The sequence below is a fragment of the Streptomyces sp. NPDC050528 genome (assembly GCF_044457795.1).
In the GTDB taxonomy this organism is placed as follows: Bacteria; Actinomycetota; Actinomycetes; order Streptomycetales; family Streptomycetaceae; genus Streptomyces.
Genome location: NZ_JBITHH010000001.1, coordinates 648,675 through 666,338 on the forward strand (window position 1 = coordinate 648,675; position 17,664 = coordinate 666,338).

The 17,664-nt window shown below is 68.5% G+C and carries 16 protein-coding genes; all 16 read right to left on the bottom strand.

The window, feature by feature from the left end:
- Positions 1–6 precede the first annotated feature (6 nt).
- Positions 7–1,596 (bottom strand): F0F1 ATP synthase subunit alpha, encoded by a 1,590-nt coding sequence (atpA, locus tag ACIBK4_RS02970; protein WP_033285405.1) that lies wholly within the window; start codon positions 1,594–1,596, stop codon positions 7–9.
- A 130-nt stretch (positions 1,597–1,726) separates the two neighbouring features.
- Positions 1,727–2,542, bottom strand: coding sequence for a F0F1 ATP synthase subunit delta (locus ACIBK4_RS02975; protein WP_398991514.1), 816 nt, complete (start codon positions 2,540–2,542; stop codon positions 1,727–1,729).
- Entirely contained in the window at positions 2,539–3,084 is a 546-nt protein-coding gene (locus ACIBK4_RS02980) for a F0F1 ATP synthase subunit B (RefSeq protein ID WP_366433955.1), read from the bottom strand. Before ACIBK4_RS02980 ends, ACIBK4_RS02975 begins: the two co-directional genes overlap by 4 nt.
- Before the next feature lie 41 nt (positions 3,085–3,125).
- On the bottom strand, positions 3,126–3,362 hold the full coding sequence (locus ACIBK4_RS02985) for an ATP synthase subunit C (RefSeq protein WP_033285402.1): 237 nt from the start codon (positions 3,360–3,362) through the stop codon (positions 3,126–3,128).
- Positions 3,363–3,439: 77 nt separating this feature from the next.
- The gene (atpB, locus tag ACIBK4_RS02990) at positions 3,440–4,261 is read right to left on the bottom strand and encodes a F0F1 ATP synthase subunit A (RefSeq protein WP_366433954.1); all 822 of its coding nucleotides are present in this window, start codon (positions 4,259–4,261) and stop codon (positions 3,440–3,442) included.
- 225 nt (positions 4,262–4,486) lie between these two features.
- A complete protein-coding gene (locus ACIBK4_RS02995; protein WP_366433953.1) occupies positions 4,487–4,900 on the bottom strand; it encodes a hypothetical protein in 414 nt (137 codons plus the stop codon).
- A gap of 294 nt (positions 4,901–5,194) precedes the next feature.
- On the bottom strand, positions 5,195–6,514 hold the full coding sequence (locus ACIBK4_RS03000; RefSeq protein ID WP_366433952.1) for an MraY family glycosyltransferase: 1,320 nt from the start codon (positions 6,512–6,514) through the stop codon (positions 5,195–5,197).
- A gap of 129 nt (positions 6,515–6,643) precedes the next feature.
- On the bottom strand, positions 6,644–7,882 hold the full coding sequence (glyA, locus tag ACIBK4_RS03005; RefSeq protein ID WP_398991517.1) for a serine hydroxymethyltransferase: 1,239 nt from the start codon (positions 7,880–7,882) through the stop codon (positions 6,644–6,646).
- 167 nt (positions 7,883–8,049) lie between these two features.
- Positions 8,050–8,718 carry a low molecular weight phosphatase family protein gene (locus tag ACIBK4_RS03010; RefSeq protein WP_043683118.1) on the bottom strand — a complete coding sequence of 223 codons (669 nt, stop codon included), beginning with the start codon at positions 8,716–8,718 and terminating at the stop codon, positions 8,050–8,052.
- Entirely contained in the window at positions 8,715–9,362 is a 648-nt protein-coding gene (locus tag ACIBK4_RS03015; protein WP_398991519.1) for an L-threonylcarbamoyladenylate synthase, read from the bottom strand. The genes ACIBK4_RS03010 and ACIBK4_RS03015 overlap by 4 nt, the downstream gene beginning before the upstream one ends.
- Positions 9,363–9,417: 55 nt before the next feature.
- Positions 9,418–10,263 (bottom strand): peptide chain release factor N(5)-glutamine methyltransferase, encoded by an 846-nt coding sequence (gene prmC, locus ACIBK4_RS03020; RefSeq protein ID WP_019073183.1) that lies wholly within the window; start codon positions 10,261–10,263, stop codon positions 9,418–9,420.
- A 54-nt stretch (positions 10,264–10,317) separates the two neighbouring features.
- Positions 10,318–11,394: a peptide chain release factor 1 gene (gene prfA, locus ACIBK4_RS03025; RefSeq protein WP_366433950.1), complete on the bottom strand. Its 1,077-nt coding sequence runs from the start codon at positions 11,392–11,394 to the stop codon at positions 10,318–10,320.
- Positions 11,395–11,501: 107 nt separating this feature from the next.
- Complete coding sequence (rpmE, locus tag ACIBK4_RS03030) at positions 11,502–11,726, bottom strand: 50S ribosomal protein L31 (RefSeq protein ID WP_266772584.1); 225 nt, start codon at positions 11,724–11,726, stop codon at positions 11,502–11,504.
- Between the two features lie 185 nt (positions 11,727–11,911).
- Positions 11,912–13,048 (bottom strand): LCP family protein, encoded by a 1,137-nt coding sequence (locus ACIBK4_RS03035; RefSeq protein WP_398991522.1) that lies wholly within the window; start codon positions 13,046–13,048, stop codon positions 11,912–11,914.
- A gap of 219 nt (positions 13,049–13,267) precedes the next feature.
- Positions 13,268–15,136 carry a trypsin-like serine protease gene (locus ACIBK4_RS03040; RefSeq protein WP_398991524.1) on the bottom strand — a complete coding sequence of 623 codons (1,869 nt, stop codon included), beginning with the start codon at positions 15,134–15,136 and terminating at the stop codon, positions 13,268–13,270.
- Between the two features lie 150 nt (positions 15,137–15,286).
- Positions 15,287–17,332: a transcription termination factor Rho gene (gene rho, locus ACIBK4_RS03045; RefSeq protein ID WP_398991526.1), complete on the bottom strand. Its 2,046-nt coding sequence runs from the start codon at positions 17,330–17,332 to the stop codon at positions 15,287–15,289.
- Positions 17,333–17,664 lie beyond the last annotated feature (332 nt).

The window sequence follows — 17,664 nt, forward strand, 5'->3', positions numbered from 1 at the left end:
CCTACGTCACTTGGCCGCGGCCGGGGCGTCCTCGCCGAGGAGCTTGCCGTCCGAGGTCTCGAACTGCTTCTTGAACTCGGTGATCGCGTCCGCGGCGGCGGTGAGGGTGTCGTCCGACATCTTGCCGCCCTCCTTGATGGAGGTCATGAGGCCCTGCTCCTTGCGGTGCAGGTACTCCAGGAGCTCCTTCTCGAAGCGGCGGATGTCCTCGACCGGTACGTCGTCCATCTTGCCGGTGGTCGCGGACCACACGGAGACGACCTGGTCCTCGGTGGGCATCGGCTGGTACTGCGGCTGCTTGAGCAGCTCGACCAGCCGCTGACCGCGCTCCAGCTGGGCCTTCGACGCGGCGTCCAGGTCGGAACCGAAGGCGGCGAACGCCTCCAGCTCGCGGTACTGGGCGAGGTCGAGGCGGAGGCGCCCGGAGACCTGCTTCATCGCCTTGTGCTGCGCGGAACCACCGACTCGGGAGACGGAGATACCGACGTTCAGCGCGGGGCGCTGACCGGCGTTGAAGAGGTCCGACTCCAGGAAGCACTGGCCGTCGGTGATGGAGATGACGTTGGTCGGGATGAACGCCGAGACGTCGTTGGCCTTGGTCTCGACGATCGGCAGACCGGTCATCGAGCCCTTGCCCATCTCGTCGGAGAGCTTCGCGCAGCGCTCCAGCAGACGGGAGTGCAGGTAGAAGACGTCACCCGGGTAGGCCTCGCGGCCCGGCGGACGGCGCAGCAGCAGGGACACGGCGCGGTAGGCGTCGGCCTGCTTCGAGAGGTCGTCGAAGATGATGAGGACGTGCTTGCCGTCGTACATCCAGTGCTGGCCGATGGCCGAACCGGTGTACGGCGCCAGGTACTTGAAGCCGGCCGGGTCGGACGCCGGGGCGGCGACGATGGTCGTGTACTCCAGCGCGCCGGCCTCTTCGAGCGCACCACGCACGGAGGCGATGGTGGAGCCCTTCTGACCGATGGCGACGTAGATGCAGCGGACCTGCTTGTTCACGTCGCCCGAGCGCCAGTTGTCGCGCTGGTTGATGATCGTGTCGACGGCCAGGGCGGTCTTGCCCGTCTGGCGGTCGCCGATGATCAGCTGACGCTGGCCGCGGCCGATCGGGGTCATCGCGTCGACGGCCTTGTAGCCCGTCTCCATCGGCTCGTGCACCGACTTGCGGACCATGACGCCCGGGGCCTGCAGCTCCAGCGCGCGGCGACCGGTGGTCTCGATCTCGCCGAGGCCGTCGATCGGGTTGCCGAGCGGGTCGACGACACGGCCGAGGTAGCCCTCGCCGACGGCGACGGACAGGACCTCTCCGGTGCGGGTGACCGGCTGGCCCTCCTCGACGCCGCTGAACTCGCCGAGGATGACGGTACCGATCTCGCGCTCTTCGAGGTTGAGCGCGAGACCGAGGGTGCCGTCCTCGAACTTCAGCAGTTCGTTGGCCATGGCCGAGGGGAGGCCCTCGACCTTCGCGATGCCGTCGCCGGCAAGGGTGACCGTACCGACCTCCTCGCGCGAGGCCGCGTCCGGCTTGTACGACTGGACGAAGTTCTCCAGCGCGTCCCGGATCTCCTCCGGCCGGATCGTGAGCTCCGCCATCTGGGTTCCCTGCTCTCCTTGTTGGGCCCGAAGTTTCACTTGGGGGGATGGGGGGACTCCCCCCTGAACGAGGTGAATCCTCTGCACGGCCCAACTCGGGCCGCCTTACTACGTCTTTGTTGTGGTGCTGCTAGCTCGCCATGCGGCGGGTGGCGTCATCGAGGCGGTCCGCGATGGAGCCGTTGATGATCTCGTCCCCGACCTGCACCCGGATACCGCCGAGGACCTCGGGGTCCACGTCGATGTTCAGGTGCATGGGGCGGCCGTAGAGCTTCGCGAGGGCGGCGCCCAGGCGCTGCTTCTGCGGGTCGCTCAGCGGGACCGCCGTGGTGACGACCGCGACCAGGCGGCTGCGGCGCTCGGCGGCGAGCTTGGACAGGGATTCGAGTCCCACTTCCAGGCTACGTCCCCGGGGCGCGGTCACCAGGCGCGTCACCAGTCGTTCGGTGGCCGGCTTGGCCCGGCCGCCGAGCAGGCCGCTCAGCAGCTCGCTCTTGGCCGTGGTGCTCGCGGCGCGGTTGGTCAGCGCCGCGCGCAGCCCAGTGTTCGAGGAGACGATCCGGCCGAACCGGAACAGCTCGTCCTCGACGTCGTCGAGCTCGCCCGACTGCTGGGCGGCGGTGAGGTCGGCGGTGGCCGCCAGCTCCTCCAGCGCGTCCACCAGGTCGCGGGACTGCGACCAGCGGGAGCGCACCATGCCGGACAGCAGGTCGAGGGCGGAGCCGCCGACCTGGCCGCCGAGCAGGCGCTCGGCAAGCTGGGCCTTGGCCTCGCCGTCCTGCGCCGGGTCGGTGAGGACCCGGCGCAGGGACACCTCACGGCCGAGCAGCGCGGTGACGGCGGCCAGTTCGTCGGCGAGCTGCGCCGCGTTCACGGACGTGGAGTCCGTCAGCGCGTCGAGACGCTCACGTGCGGCTGCCAGGGCCTCGCGGCTCGCTCCGTTCATCGCGCGGCCTCGGCCTTCTCCTCAAGTTCATCAAGGAAACGGTCGATCACGCGGCTCTGCCGGGCGTGGTCCTCGAGGGACTCGCCGACGAGCTTGCCGGCCAGGTCGGTGGCGAGCTTGCCCACGTCCTGACGCAGCGCCTGCGAAGCGGCCTTGCGGTCGGCCTCGATCTGCGTGTGACCGGCGGCGACGATGTCCTCGCGCTGCCGCTGGCCTTCCGCGCGCATCTCGGCGATGAGCGTGGCGCCCTGCTCCTGCGCCTCCTGGCGCAGCCGCGCGGCCTCGTGCCGGGCCTCGGCGAGCTGAGCCTTGTACTGCTCAAGCACGCTCTGCGCCTCGGTCTGGGCGGCCTCGGCCTTCTCGATACCGCCCTCGATGGCCTCGCGCCGCTCGTCCAGAACCTTGTTGATGTTCGGGAGGAGCTTCTTGGCGAGGAAGCCGAAGACGATGACGAAGGCGATCAGGCCGATGACAAGCTCAGGGATCGGCGGGACGAGGGGGTTTTCCTTCGCCTCGGCCGCCAGAATGAGCATCTGGCTCATGTCAGTGCCTTTCGTCTAGTGGGCTGTCGATGAACGGCAGATCACTGGCCGTAGACGAACGGCATGACCAGACCGATGAGGGCGAGCGCCTCACAGAAGGCGAAGCCGAGAATCTGGTTGGCGCGGATCAGGCCGGCAGCTTCGGGCTGACGGGCAAGAGCCTGGGTGCCGTTGCCGAAGATGATGCCGACGCCGACGCCGGGACCGATGGCGGCGAGGCCGTAGCCGATGGAGCCGAGCGAACCGGAGACGGCAGCGAGGGTCTCAGTGGCAGCCATGCTGATTCTTCCTTATCTATACGGACCGGCGGGGGTTGGCCACCGGACGCTCAGGGGGTATTGCAGGGGGGTGCTGCTCAGTGGTTCTCGGCGAGCGCGCCCTGGATGAAGGTGCAGGTCAACAGCACGAAGACGTAGGCCTGCAGGGCCTGGATGAACAGCTCGAAGGCCGTCATCACGATGACCATGACGAACGAGACACCCGCGTAGGCGATACCGATGCCGTTGAGCAGGTACCAGCTGGCGATCGTGAAGAGCAGCAGCAGGGTGTGTCCCGCGAACATGTTCGCGAAGAGTCGCACGGCGTGGGTGAACGGCCGGACGATCAGGTTCGAGAAGAACTCGATCGTCATGGCCAGCGGGAGAACCGGGCCGAGCGACTTGTCGTAGCCGGTGAAGTTCTTGAAGGCGCCGACGAATCCGTGCCGCTTGAACGTCAGCGAGACCCAGGTGATGTACACGATCGCCGCGAGGACGATGGGGTACGCGATGATCGACGTCACCGGGAACTGGGCGACCGGGACGATCGACCAGAGGTTCATCATCCAGATGAAGAAGAACAGCGAGACGACCAGCGGTACGTACTTCTCGCCCTCCTTCTTTCCGATCGTCTCGTAGACGACTCCGCGGCGGATGAAGTCGTAGCCGGTCTCGGCGACCATCTGCAGCTTGCCGGGGACGACCTTCGGCTTGCGGAAGGCGGCCCAGAAGAAGCCGACGACGATGACCGAGCCGAGCAGCGCCAGCAGCATCGGCTTGTTGAAGTACACGTTGCTGTCGCCGTCCCCCAGAAGGGGCTTGAACAGGAACGAGTGCAGGCCGGGAGCCGGGAAGCCACAGCCGTCGAAGATGTGGCAGTCGGTCTCGAAGGCGAGCACCTGCGTCGGGTCAGCACTCACCGCGGGCTCCTTCAGCGTGGCGCATAGGTACGGCAACCTCGTTGTGTCGGCGCGGCGGACAGCCGCGGTTCGGCACTGGACTGGTGTTACGGATGTGGGGGCGGCAGTGGGGCATCGAGCCTCGCGATTGAGCAGGCGTCAGCTCAGATGCCCGCGCCCGCGATGCCGCAGTTGGCACCGGACGATAGCAGGGTCGCTTACGTGCTCTTATCCCGGCCCTACCTCTCACGACGAATGCCCCGACTTCTCGGGCTCGACGTAGAGGATTTTGGCCTTCATGTGGGCACGGGTCTGCGCGGCGGTCCAGATGATGGTTCCGGCGAGCAGCGTGAACGCGAAGGCCTTGGGATTGAACAGCGTGGTGTGCTTGAACGCGGCGAGGAAAATGAACAGCAGAAGAATCTGCGCCGCGAAGAGCATGAGGCCCATCGCCTGGAACAGGTGCGGAAGCGATTTGGCAGTGCGCTGCAGAACGTAGAGCCCGATTCCCATGAAGAGGATCACGATCAGCGTCGCAACGGCTGCCCCAATAGCTCCTTTGCCGCCGGCGACCACACCACTGACGACGGCGGCAATCGCGCCGACGGCAGCTGTGGGCACAGCGGCTTGAAGGAGAATCCGGGCGTCATTGGACGGCATGGCGGCAACTCCGCTTGCTAAGGGGGGCGTGTCGTCATGGACGAGCGTAGTCCCGGGATGAGAGAGAACCTCACGCCAATGGACCGTCGCACTAGGGTCCTTCGGCTCTGTCCCGGGTTCTCGTGAACCGTATCACAAACTATTTGATGCGGTCTTTACCTAGAAGGTGTGCTTGCTGTCACACATGAGAGTGACAGTGCGCGTCTGTGCAAAATAGCGGCCAACTTGTCTGGTATAGGGGTGCTTTGTCTGCCCACGAGATGGCAACGCTTTAGTCAGATTCTTACCTTGGCGTCAGCGCGAGGACTCCGCTTGACGTCCGTCAAGAAGGCGTGAACGGGGGCCGATCGCGGTCGCCCCGTTGACTCCTGACACTCCGGTGACAACCGGAGGACGCGGGTCACGGTCTTCCTCCGCCAACACCACGACCGGGTCAACTGCGGCCCTGCGACGGCGATATCGCGGCGGCACCAGGTGCTCGGCCCAGCGCGGCGCACGCGGCGTGAAGCGCGGCAGCAGAAGCAGCACGAGCCCGATCGCGCTCAGGAAGACGATGCCGAGGACGATCCACATCGAGGCCGAGTTGACCGAGTAGGCCAGGGCGCCGAACGCGATCAGCGCCGACCAGAAGTACATGATCAGCACCGCCCGGCTGTGCGAGTGGCCGATCTCCAGGAGCCGGTGGTGCAGATGGCCGCGGTCCGCGGCGAACGGCGACTGGCCCCGCCAGGTACGGCGCACGATCGCCAGCACCAGGTCGGCGGCCGGCACCGCGATGATCGTCAGCGGCAGCAGCAGCGGGATGTAGACGGGCACCGTCGAGTGCACGGCCGCCTTCTCCGAGTGCAGGAACAGCTGGAGCGCGTCCGGGTCGACCTGTCCCGTGATGGAGATCGCGCCCGCGGACAGCACCAGGCCGATCAGCATCGAGCCGGAGTCGCCCATGAAGATCCGCGCGGGGTGCATGTTGTGCGGCAGGAAGCCGAGGCACATGCCCATCAGGATCGCGGAGAAGAGCGTGGCCGGGGCGGCGGCCTCGATGCCGTACGAGTACCAGATCCGGTAGGCGTACAGGAAGAACGCGGCGGCGGCGATGCAGACCATGCCGGAGGCGAGACCGTCGAGGCCGTCGACGAAGTTGACCGCGTTGATGGTGATGACGACCAGGGCGACGGTGAGCAGGGTGCCCTGCCACTGGGTCAGTGCCACGTTGCCGACGAACGGGATGGGCAGCCACAGGATCGTCAGACCCTGCATGACCATCACGCCGGCGGCGATCATCTGGCCGCCGAGCTTGATCAGGGCGTCGATCTCGAACTTGTCGTCCAGGACACCGATCAGCCAGATCAGGGCCGCTCCGGAGAGCAGGGCGCGCGGCTCGTTCGAGTTCTGGAAGACCTCGCTGAGGTTGGTCAGGTGGTCGGCGACCAGCAGACCGGCGCACAGACCGAAGAACATGGCGATACCGCCGAGCCGCGGAGTGGGTTCCCGGTGCACGTCACGGGCCCTGATCTCGGGCATCGCTCCGGCCACGATCGCGAACTTCCGCACCGGCCCGGTCAGCAGATACGTCACCGCGGCCGTCACGCAGAGCGTCAGCAGGTATTCACGCACAGGCTTCCCCACAGGTCTCGCTGGCCATCACAGCCCCACACCCTAGCGAGGGACGCATATGGTTGGGGACTTCCGGGTAGCGACGATGGTTGCACGTGTGGCTGTGTACCTGGGTACGCGTACCCCCGTTCAGCCCGGATAGGGCAGGAATCCACCCACAAGATCCCGCACTTCGTCACGGGCCGACCTGGCGTCGACCCGTCCGCGCAGCACCCCCGCGATCAGCGCCGCGATGCCGGCCATCTCGCCCTCCCCCATGCCCTGCGTGGTCACCGCGGCGGTGCCCAGCCGCAGCCCGCGCGAGTCCCCGTGCGGGAGCGGGCAGCAGTCCAACACCATTCCCGCGGCGGCGAGTTGACCCCGCGCGACGCGTCCGTCGACGCCGAGGGGCAGCGGGTCGGCGGTGATGAGGTGGGTGTCGGTACCGCCGGTGGTGACGACCATGCCCTCCGCCGCCAGCCCGGCCGCGAGCACCCGTGCGTTGGCGACCACCTGATGGGCGTACGCCGTGAAGGCGGGGGTGGCCGCCTCGCCGAACGCGACGGCCTTGGCGGCGACGGTGTGCATCTGCGCCCCGCCCTGCGTGAACGGAAAAACCGCCCGATCGACCCGCTCGGCCAGTTCCGCACCACACAGCAGCATCCCGCCGCGCGGCCCGCGCAGCACCTTGTGCGTGGTGGCACAGACGACATCGGCGTACGGCACCGGATTCGGCGCCGCTCCCCCGGCGACGAGGCCGATGGGATGCGCGGCGTCGGCGATGAGATAGGCGCCCACCTCGTCGGCGACCTCGCGGAAGAGGGCGTAGTCGATGTGCCGGGGATAGGCGATGGACCCGCACACGATCGCCTTGGGCCGATGCGTACGGGCGAGGGAACGCACCTGCGCGTAATCGACGATCCCGGTCTCGGCATCGACGCCGTACCCGACGAAGTCGAACCACCGCCCCGAGAAGTTCGCGGGCGACCCGTGCGTGAGATGCCCGCCGTACGGCAGCCCGAGCGCGAGGACGGTGTCACCGGGCCGCAGCAGCGCGGCGTAGGCGGCCAGCACGGCCGAAGACCCGGAATGCGCCTGCACGTTGGCGTGCTCGGCCCCGAACAGCGCCTTCGCCCGTTCTACGGCGACGCGCTCGGCGACGTCGACGATCTCGCAGCCGCCGTGGTGGCGGGCGCCGGGGTATCCCTCGGCGTACTTGTTGGCGAGCGGGGAGCCGAGCGCGGCCAGCACGGCGGGCGAGGTGAAGTTCTCGGCGGCGATCAGCTGAAGCGTCGTCGACTGCCGCGCCAGCTCCCCGAGCAGGATCTCGGCCAGCTCGGGGTCCTGCCGACGCAGGACATCGGCCTCAAGGACAGGGGTGACCGACATGGCAGACTCCGGGCGTCGACGGTGACGTACGTCCAATGTAGGCCCGGGTGGGGTGGGACGCGCGGCCGTCGCCAGGTGTTCGCGGGTACGCCTGTGAGCGCGGTGACCATCGGGTCGATCGCCGGATCAAGTCCGCGCAGCTACACCCGTGAACCACGACCGACGCATCACGTCCGCGCGGGCACACCCGTCAACGCCGTGACCACAGGATCGATCGCCTGGTTTATCTCGTCGCCGATGGAGCGGAAGAACGGGAGGGGGGCGCCGTAGGGGTCGAAGACCTCGTCCGCCTCTGCCGTGGGGGCCAGGAGCCAGCCTCGGAGGGCCGCTGCCGCGCGGACCAGGGCGCGGGCGCGGGCCACCATGCCGTCCTCCAGGGGCGGCAGGGTCGCGGGGTCTATCGCCTTCACCAGGCGGGTGAACTCCTTGAGGGTGAAGGTGCGCAGGCCCGCCGAGTGGCCCATCGAGATGACCTGGGCGCGGTGGTCCCGGGTGGCCGTCAGGACCAGGTCGGCGCGGATCACGTGGTCGTCGAGCAGCTCACGGCCGGTGAACCCGGAGGGGTCCGCGCCGAAGTCGGTGAGGACGGTCGCCGCGTTGGTCTCCATGGGCGCACCCTCATGGCCCCACGTGCCGGCGCTCTCCACGATCAGCCCGCCCCACAGCGGGTCGCCGAGCCGGTCCGCCAGGGCATGACGGGTCAGCCGCTCGGTGATCGGCGAGCGGCACACGTTGCCGGTGCTGACGTGGAGGATGCGGAAGCTGTCCATGGGAAGCCCGAAGGTCCCCGTCACTTCCCCGTTGCCTATGCCACGCCCCGCGTCAGGGGCTGTCAATTCGCCACCTCGAGGTCGGGTACGACCTTCCGCAGCTCCTCCGCCGAGATCGCGCCCGCGCGCAGCAGCAGCGGGACCTCGCGCGTGACGTCGACGATCGACGACGGCACGTTGCCGGGCGTCGGGCCGCCGTCGAGGTACACGGAGACGGAGTCGCCGAGCATCTCCTGGGCCGCGTCGCAGTCCTCCGGCGAGGGGTGCCCGGTGAGGTTCGCCGAGGAGACCGCCATCGGGCCGACCTCGGTCAGCAGCTCGATCGCGACGGGGTGCAGCGGCATGCGGACGGCGACCGTGCCCCGGGTGTCCCCCAGGTCCCACTGCAGGGACGGCTGGTGCTTGGCGACCAGCGTGAGGGCGCCCGGCCAGAACGCGTCGACGAGTTCCCAGGCCAGCTCGGAGAAGTCCGTGACGAGACCGTGCAGCGTGTTCGGGGAGCCGATGAGGACGGGGGTGGGCATGTTGCGGCCCCGGCCCTTGGCGTCCAGGAGATCGGCGACGGCCTCCGAGGAGAACGCGTCGGCCCCGATGCCGTAGACCGTGTCGGTCGGCAGGACCACGAGTTCGCCCCGGCGGACGGCGGACGCGGCCTCGCGCAGACCCGTCGTGCGGTCGGTCGCGTCATTGGTGTCGTATCGCCGTGCCATATCTAGCGGGCCTCCTCGTACACGTACTGCTGCGGGTCGAAAGTCGGGGCGCCGGTCATGGCGTAGCCCGGCGGGCGGTCGCGAAGCGCGGGCGGTTGTTGAGGTCGGGGTGGTCGGCCGCGTCGGCCCAGCCGCGTTCCTCGGTGAAGATCCACGGCACCTGGCCACCCTGGGTGTCGGCGTGCTCGATGACGACGACACCGCCCGGACGGAGAAGCCGGTGTGCGGTGCGTTCGATGCCGCGGATCAGGTCGAGGCCGTCCTCCCCTGAGAACAGGGCGAGTTCGGGGTCGTAGTCCCGCGCCTCGGGAGCGACGTACTCCCACTCCGTGAGGGGGATGTACGGCGGGTTGGAGATGACCAGGTCGACATGGCCGTCGAGGTCGGGGAACGCGTCCAGGGCATTGCCCTGCCGCAGGTCGACCCTCGACCCCTCCATGTTCTTGCGGGTCCACTGGAGGGCGTCCTCGGACAGCTCCACGGCGTGGACGCGCGAGCGCGGGACCTCCTGCGCGAGGGCGAGCGCGATGGCGCCGGAGCCGGTGCAGAGGTCCACGATCAGCGGCTCTACGACGTCCATCGCGCGGACCGCGTCTATGGCCCAGCCGACGACCGACTCGGTCTCGGGGCGCGGCACGAACACCCCCGGCCCGACCTGGAGTTCCAGGTAGCGGAAGAAGGCGCGGCCGGTGATGTGCTGGAGCGGCTCACGCTGCTCGCGCCGGGCGATGGTCTCCCAGTAGCGGGCGTCGAAGTCCACGTCCTTCACGGAGTGCAGCTCGCCCCGCTTCACACCGTGCACGAACGCGGCGAGCTCCTCCGCGTCGTTGCGCGGCGAGGGCACGCCGGCGTCGGCCAGCCGCTGGGTGGCCTGGGCCACCTCTGCGAGCAGCAGGTTCACGCAAGTCCTCCGTGTCGTACTCGTCCGTGCCGAGTGTGCCGTGCGTGCCGTGTACTACGCCGCCGCGAGCTTGGCGGCCGAGTCCGCGTCCACGCAAGCCTGGATCATCGCGTCGAGGTCGCCGTCGAGGACCTGGTCCAGGTTGTACGCCTTGAATCCGACGCGGTGGTCGGAGATGCGGTTCTCCGGGAAGTTGTACGTACGGATCTTCTCGGAGCGGTCGACCGTGCGGACCTGGCTGCGGCGGGCGTCGGCGGCGTTGCGCTCCGCCTCCTCCTGCGCCGCGGCGAGCAGCCTGGAGCGCAGGATACGCAGTGCCTGCTCCTTGTTCTGCAGCTGGCTCTTCTCGTTCTGGCAGGAAGCGACGACTCCGGTCGGAATGTGCGTGATGCGGACCGCGGAGTCGGTCGTGTTGACGGACTGCCCGCCGGGACCGGACGAACGGTAGACGTCGATGCGGAGGTCGTTCGGGTTGATCTCGACGTCGACCTCCTCCGCCTCGGGGGTGACCAGGACACCGGCCGCCGAGGTGTGGATACGGCCCGCGGACTCGGTCGCCGGCACGCGCTGCACGCGGTGCACTCCGCCCTCGTACTTCAGACGGGCCCAGACACCCTGGCCGGGCTCGGTCGCGCCGTTGCCGCCCTTGGTCTTCACGGCGACCTGGACGTCCTTGTAGCCGCCCAGTTCGGACTCGGTGGCGTCGATGATCTCGGTCTTCCAGCCGATGCGCTCGGCGTACCGCAGATACATGCGCAGCAGGTCACCCGCGAACAGCGCGGACTCGTCACCGCCGGCGCCCGCCTTGATCTCCAGGATGACGTCCTTGTCGTCGCTGGGGTCGCGCGGTACGAGAAGAAGGCGCAGCTTCTCCGTGATCTCGTCCCGGTGCTTCTCCAGCTCCTTGACCTCGGCCGCGAACTCCGGGTCGTCGGCGCCGAGTTCACGCGCGGTCTCGATGTCGTCGCCGGTCTGCTTCCAGGAGCGGTACGTGGCGACGATCGGGGTGAGCTCGGCGTAGCGCTTGTTCAGCTTGCGCGCGTTGGCCTGGTCGGCGTGGACCGACGGGTCGGCGAGCTTCGTCTCAAGGTCGGCGTGCTCGCCGATGAGGTCCTCGACAGCCTCGAACATCTTGGGCTCCTGAAATGCGGTGAAGAAAGGGAAGGCGGGCGACCAAAAACGCCGGTCCCGGCACGCCGAAAAAAGGGCGTGGCCGTGGACCGGCGAAATGGAGCTCGCTACTTCTTGGAGCCGGCAGCAGCCTTGCCGAAGCGGGCCTCGAAGCGGGCCACGCGGCCACCGGTGTCGAGGATCTTCTGCTTGCCCGTGTAGAACGGGTGGCACTCGGAGCAGACCTCCGCGCGGATGTTGCCGCTCGTGATCGTGCTGCGGGTGGTGAACGACGCGCCACAGGTGCAGCTGACCTGGGTCTCGACGTACTCGGGGTGGATCTCGCGCTTCAAGGGTGTCTCCTAGTTTCGGGAGGGCGCCGGGTCGCTTCGCGGGTTGCGGGGCGTGAACCGGGGCCGACGTACCAGTCTGCCAGCACTGGAGCCATCTCCCAAAACCGGGGGTTCGCGTTGTCTATTCCCTGCGGGCCGGTGGGGGCTTGTCGCGCAGTTCCCCGCGCCCCTTAAGGGGTTGCCCTCTAGCCAGCTGTTACGACGCCCTTGGCTTCGCCTGTTGCCGTGCCCTTGGTCGCCGCCGCTGGGATCGGGCGGTCGTTCTTCAGGGCCGTCCACACCATCTGGGCCTTCGTCTTCTCCACGATCACCCGGTTCGGGTTGGCCGGGTCGTATTCGACGGGCATCGTGACCATGGTCATGTTCTTGGAGCTGATGGTCTTGAGGCCGTTGGCGAAGGACGTGAGGGAGTTCACGGAGCCGAGGTCGGAGTCGGTGGTGACGGCCTTGGTGGCGGTGTTGGCGAGGTCGTAGAGCTTGGTCGGGCTGGTGAGGACGCCGATGTGCTTGACCTGGTTGACCAGGGCCTTGATGAAGGCCTGCTGGAGCTGGATGCGGCCGAGGTCGGAACCGTCGCCCACGCCGTGGCGGGTGCGGACCAGGCCGAGGGCCTGCTGGCCGTTGAGCGTGTGGGTGCCGGCCTTGAGGTTCAGGTGGCTCTGCGGGTCCTTGATGGCCTTGGTGGTGGTGACCGGGACGCCGCCCAGTTCGTCGATGAGCTTCTCGAAGCCCTGGAAGTCGACTTCCAGGTAGTGGTCCATGCGCAGGCCGGTGACGGACTCGACGGTCTTGACCGTGCAGGCGGCGCCGCCGGTGGAGTACGCCTCGTTGAACATCACGCCGGATGCCGCGTCATGGGTGACGCCCTTGGCGTCGGTGCACTCGGGGCGGTCGACGAGGGTGTCGCGCGGGATGGAGACCACGCTGGCCTTCTTGTGGCCCTTGTAGACGTGGATGATCATCGCGGTGTCGGAGCGGGCGCTGCCGTCGTCGGTGCCGCCGCCGAGCTTCTTGTTCGTGCCGGAGCGGCTGTCCGAGCCCAGGACCAGGATGTTCTCCGAGCCGTTGTCGACCTTGACCGGCCGGTCGGTGCCGAGGGCCTGGTTGATGTCGACGGTCTTGATGTTGCCGTTGAGCTTGAAGTACACGTACCCGGCGCCGGTGCCGCCCAGCACGACGACGCCGGCCGCGACCCAGGCCGTGATCAGCAGGGCCTTGTGACGCGGACTGCGCTCCTTCTTACGGCCTCCGGCGCGGTGGCGCGGGCCGTCGTTGCCGTCCTTGCCCGGTATGGCGGGCTCCGGCGTGCTCTCGGCGGACATGGGCTCCTCGCATCTCGTTCCGGGTCGGTTACCCCCTGCTTTCAGGGTCAGGCCTGGCCGAAGCGACTGATAGCGCTCAATCCTCGCTCTATGGTCGCTCCGCCAGGTCAGACAGGGAAACTCGGGAAAGGGTTGCACAACGCAGAGTGCCCATCGCGTAGGGCGATGGGCACTCTGTGTAGTCAATTCAGCGGGTTATGCCCCCGCTCACCTGCGATTTCAGCCGAAGATGTCGTACTGCTGGAAACCGGTGCCGAGCGACTTCGGTGTGCCGAAGATCTCGCTGGTGGCCTTGCCGGTGCCCGGGTAGACGTACAGCGTGTTGCTCGCGTTGCGGATCAGGAGGTCCGCCTTGCCGTCGCCGGTGAAGTCGCCGACCGCGTCGAACGCGTTGTAGCTGCCCCAGGTGCGCACCTTCACGCGGGCCGCGAAGGCACCCGTGCCGGACTTGCCGGCGCCCTTGTACAGGTAGACGACGCCGGTGCTCTTGTTGCGGGCGAGCAGGTCGGCCTTGCCGTCACCGTTGAAGTCGCCGTGACCGACCAGCGTGTTGTACTGGCTCCAGCCCCCGCCGACCCGCGACGGCGAGCCGAAGGTGCCGTTGCCCTTGCCCGGGTAGATCCACAGCACACCGGCGCTGTCGACCGAGACCAGGTCGGGCAGGTAGTCGCCGGTGACATCGCCGGGGGCGATGATCCGGGTGCGGGTCTTCCAGTTGGCGAAGATCTTCGTGCTGACCCAACTGCCGTCGTCCCGCGCGCTGTTGAGCTGGAAGTGGTCCCAGTAGACCGCGCCGGCGGTGGTCCGGTAGATCCAGTCCTGGTAGCCGTCCCGGTTCAGGTCGGCCGAGCGGACCAGGTTGACGCCGCCCCAGTCGCCCAGGGAGATGCGCGTGGCCAGCGAGGTGCCCTTGGAGTCCAGCTCGTAGCCCACCTTGGTGGAGGACTTGCGGGCGTAGATGTCGGCCTTGTTGTCGCTGTAGCTCAGGTTGCCGTCGTCGACCTGCGCGTAGGCGGCGCCGACGTAGGCGCTGACCTTCGTGAAGACGCCGTAGGAGCCCTCGACGACGCAGTCGTTGACCGTGGTGGCGTCACCGTCGTCGCCGCTCCAGGAGACGACGCCGACGATCCGGCCGCCGACGACCAGCGGGCCGCCGGAGTCGCCGTTGCAGATCGCCGTCGTACCGGTGTCGCTGCCGGTGGCGGGCGTGCCCGCGCAGACCATGTGGGCCTTGATGACGAGGCTGCCGTAGGTGCCGGTGCAGGTGGCGTCCGACTGGATCGGCAGCGTGGCCGTCTTCAGCGTCTCGGAGAGGTCGTCGGTCTGGGAGCTGGTGCGGCCCCAGCCGTAGACCTTGGCGGTCTTGGCCGCCGTGCCCGTGTACGACGCCGTGTCGGTGTTCGTCGTCATGCGGATCGGGGTCGCCTTGACGGGGGCCGCCAGGGTGAGGACCGCGATGTCGTTGTCGATGGTCGTCGGGCTGTACGACGGGTGGGTCCACTGGCGCAGGACCGCGGTGGCCTGGCCGCCGTGCAGGTCGGTGGTGACAGTGCCGTCGGCGTCCGTCGTGCTGGTCGGCAGCACGGTGGCGCTGGTGACGACGGCGCCGTACTTGGCCCAGTCGTAGGCCTTGCCGTGCTCGTCCTTGGTGCAGTGCCCGGCCGTCAGGATCTTCGACGGCGAGATGACCGAGCCACCGCAGAAGAAGCCGAGGTCGTCGTCCTCGGTGGCGGTGCCCTTGTCGTCGTAGTACCAGAGCTGCGCCATGAACGGCGCGGTGTTGATGGTGGTCGTCGTGCCGCCGATGATCTTCGGGCTGACGGCCGTGCCGGTGGTGCTCGCGCTCAGGGAGGCCTTCTTGGTCTTCTCCCCGGCGATGTCGTCACCGGCTTCGGCGCCCGCGACGCGCTTCTTCAGCGTGGCGAGCGACGTCGTGCTCACGGCGGGCTTCACGGTCGGCGTCGGCAGCGCGGTGGCCGCGCCGGCGGACGTCGTCATCAGTGCGGCGGTCACGGCGGCGGCGATACCGGCCGCGGCGACAGGCAGGCCAAAACGTATCCGGCGTCTGTGCCGACCGGCCCCAGGCATGGGCGTACCCACTCAAGTCCCCCCTCGGGATCAGAAGTTCGGACGACTGTCGAAAGCAGGTCCGAAGGGCGCGATCGTACAGCGACTCACTGACAACCCAAAGGGCCGCCCCCTTAACAGGGGGCGGCCCTTTGATAACGCTGACTTGCCTCAGTCGCCGTTGCCAGGAGTCGTCTTCTGAATCTGAAGCAGGAACTCCGCATTCGACTTCGTCTGCTTCATCTTGTCGAGGAGCAGCTCGATCGCCTGCTGCTGGTCAAGTGCGTGCAGCACCCGCCGCAGCTTCCAGGTGACAGCCAACTCGTCGCTGCCGAGCAGGATTTCTTCCTTACGGGTACCGGACGCGTCGACGTCCACCGCCGGGAAGATGCGCTTGTCCGCGAGCTTCCGGTCGAGCTTCAGCTCGGCGTTGCCCGTGCCCTTGAACTCCTCGAAGATGACCTCGTCCATGCGCGAACCCGTGTCGACGAGCGCCGTGGCGAGGATGGTCAGCGAACCGCCGTCCTCGATGTTGCGCGCGGCACCGAAGAAGCGCTTGGGCGGGTACAGCGCCGTGGAGTCGACACCACCGGAGAGGATGCGGCCGGAGGCGGGCGCCGCGAGGTTGTACGCACGGCCCAGACGCGTGATCGAGTCGAGCAGGACGACGACGTCGTGGCCCAGCTCCACCAACCGCTTGGCACGCTCGATGGCGAGCTCGGCGACCGTGGTGTGGTCCTCGGCGGGACGGTCGAAGGTCGAGGAGATGACCTCGCCCTTCACCGACCGCTGCATGTCGGTGACCTCTTCGGGACGCTCGTCGACCAGGACGACCATCAGGTGGCACTCGGGGTTGTTGTGCGTGATCGCGTTGGCGATCGCCTGCATGATCATGGTCTTGCCGGTCTTCGGCGGGGCCACGATCAGACCGCGCTGGCCCTTGCCGATCGGCGCGACGAGGTCGATGATGCGGGTCGTCAGCACACCCGGGTCGGTCTCCAGGCGGAGCCGGTCCTGCGGGTACAGCGGCGTCAGCTTGTTGAACTCCGGCCGCCCGCGCCCGGATTCGGCACCCATGCCGTTCGCCGAGTCGAGGCGGACCAGCGCGTTGAACTTCTCGCGGCGCTCGCCGTCCTTGGGCTGACGGACCGCGCCGGTGACGTGGTCGCCCTTGCGCAGGCCGTTCTTGCGGACCTGGGCGAGGGAGACGTACACGTCGTTCGGGCCCGGCAGGTAGCCGGAGGTCCGGATGAACGCGTAGTTGTCGAGGATGTCGAGGATGCCCGCGACGGGGATCAGCACATCGTCGTCGGCGACCTGCGGCTCGCCCGCGGCACCGCCACCGAACTCGTCGCGTCCGCGACGGCCCCGGCGGTCCCGGTACCGGCCGCGACGGCCGCGCCGGCCGCCCTCGAAGTCGTCGTCGTCCTGCGGGCCGTTGTCGCGCTGCTGCCGGTCCTGACGGTCCTGGCGGCCGCCGCCCTGCTGCTGACGGTCCTGCTGCTGACCGCCCTGCTGGCGGTCCTGACGGCCGCCGCCCTGCTGCTGGCCGCCGCCCTGCTGCTCGTTGTCCTTGCGACGGTCGCCGCGGTCGCGGTCCTGGCGGTCCTGACGGCCACCGCGGTCGCGGTCACGGCGGTCCCGGCGGCCCTGACGGCCGTCGTCACCGGCGTCGCCCCGGGCCTCGCCCTGCGCGGCGGCGGGCGTCTCGGCCTTCGGCTCGCTCTTCGCCTCGGCGGTGATCGTCTCGGGGCTGCCGGCCTCGGCGGTCGCACGGCGACGACGGCGCTCAACGGGCGCATCATCGCTGGCGGGCTGGCCGGGGATCTCGATCTGCTGCTGGGCCACGGCCTTCTCGGCGGCGACCTTCTCGGCCTTCTGCTCGGCCGGGGCGACCGCCTCGTCGCCCGTACGGGTCTTGGAGGTGGCGCGGCGCTTCGGCTTGCTCTCGGTGGCGGTCTCGGCCTTGGCCGAAGAACCACCGCCCGCCTGCGCGTCCTTGATGACCTCGATCAGCTGGCTCTTGCGCATCCGCGCGGTGCCCCTGATGCCGAGGCCGGATGCGACCTGCTGCAGCTCGGCCAGCACCATGCCGTCGAGGCCGGTACCGCGGCGCCGCCGGGAGCCGGCACCGGTGGCAGGCGCGGAGGCGTCCGTGGCGGGCGCGGCAGCGGTCTCCTCGACACGTGCGCCCATCAGATCGGTGGTGTCGCTCACGAAGGGTCCTTCCCTGGAGCGGACGTCGGCCTGTCTGGCTCGGCGACCGGTTGTGCTGTCCGGCTTCGGTTCTTGCTGTGTGAACCGTGCCGGGGCGGTGGTCCGCCTAAGCGGCGGAAGAGATTGCTGGTGACGGCGCTTCCCGAAGCAGTGGCACCGAGTGTCTGTGTCACGTGGCTTGGTGGCACCAATTCCGGAGCTTGCCCGGCTTCCGGAGCGTGCCCGGCGAACCGCTCAGTGTCCGCGTACGAGGTACTGCCCGCGTACGTCGTACGAAACACAGTGCGGCTTGGGAGGCTCCCGGAAGAATGTCTGTCCCGGACGGGGACAAC

Bases quoted from the DNA above. Each gene is read 5' to 3' on its own strand.
- atpA (WP_033285405.1), bottom strand. From the start codon at position 1,596: ATGGCGGAGCTCACGATCCGGCCGGAGGAGATCCGGGACGCGCTGGAG.
- ACIBK4_RS02975 (WP_398991514.1), bottom strand. From the start codon at position 2,542: ATGAACGGAGCGAGCCGCGAGGCCCTGGCAGCCGCACGTGAGCGTCTC.
- ACIBK4_RS02980 (WP_366433955.1), bottom strand. From the start codon at position 3,084: ATGAGCCAGATGCTCATTCTGGCGGCCGAGGCGAAGGAAAACCCCCTC.
- ACIBK4_RS02985 (WP_033285402.1), bottom strand. From the start codon at position 3,362: ATGGCTGCCACTGAGACCCTCGCTGCCGTCTCCGGTTCGCTCGGCTCC.
- ACIBK4_RS02995 (WP_366433953.1), bottom strand. From the start codon at position 4,900: ATGCCGTCCAATGACGCCCGGATTCTCCTTCAAGCCGCTGTGCCCACA.
- glyA (WP_398991517.1), bottom strand. From the start codon at position 7,882: ATGTCGGTCACCCCTGTCCTTGAGGCCGATGTCCTGCGTCGGCAGGAC.
- ACIBK4_RS03015 (WP_398991519.1), bottom strand. From the start codon at position 9,362: ATGGCACGGCGATACGACACCAATGACGCGACCGACCGCACGACGGGT.
- prfA (WP_366433950.1), bottom strand. From the start codon at position 11,394: ATGTTCGAGGCTGTCGAGGACCTCATCGGCGAGCACGCCGACCTTGAG.
- ACIBK4_RS03035 (WP_398991522.1), bottom strand. From the start codon at position 13,048: ATGTCCGCCGAGAGCACGCCGGAGCCCGCCATACCGGGCAAGGACGGC.
- ACIBK4_RS03040 (WP_398991524.1), bottom strand. From the start codon at position 15,136: ATGCCTGGGGCCGGTCGGCACAGACGCCGGATACGTTTTGGCCTGCCT.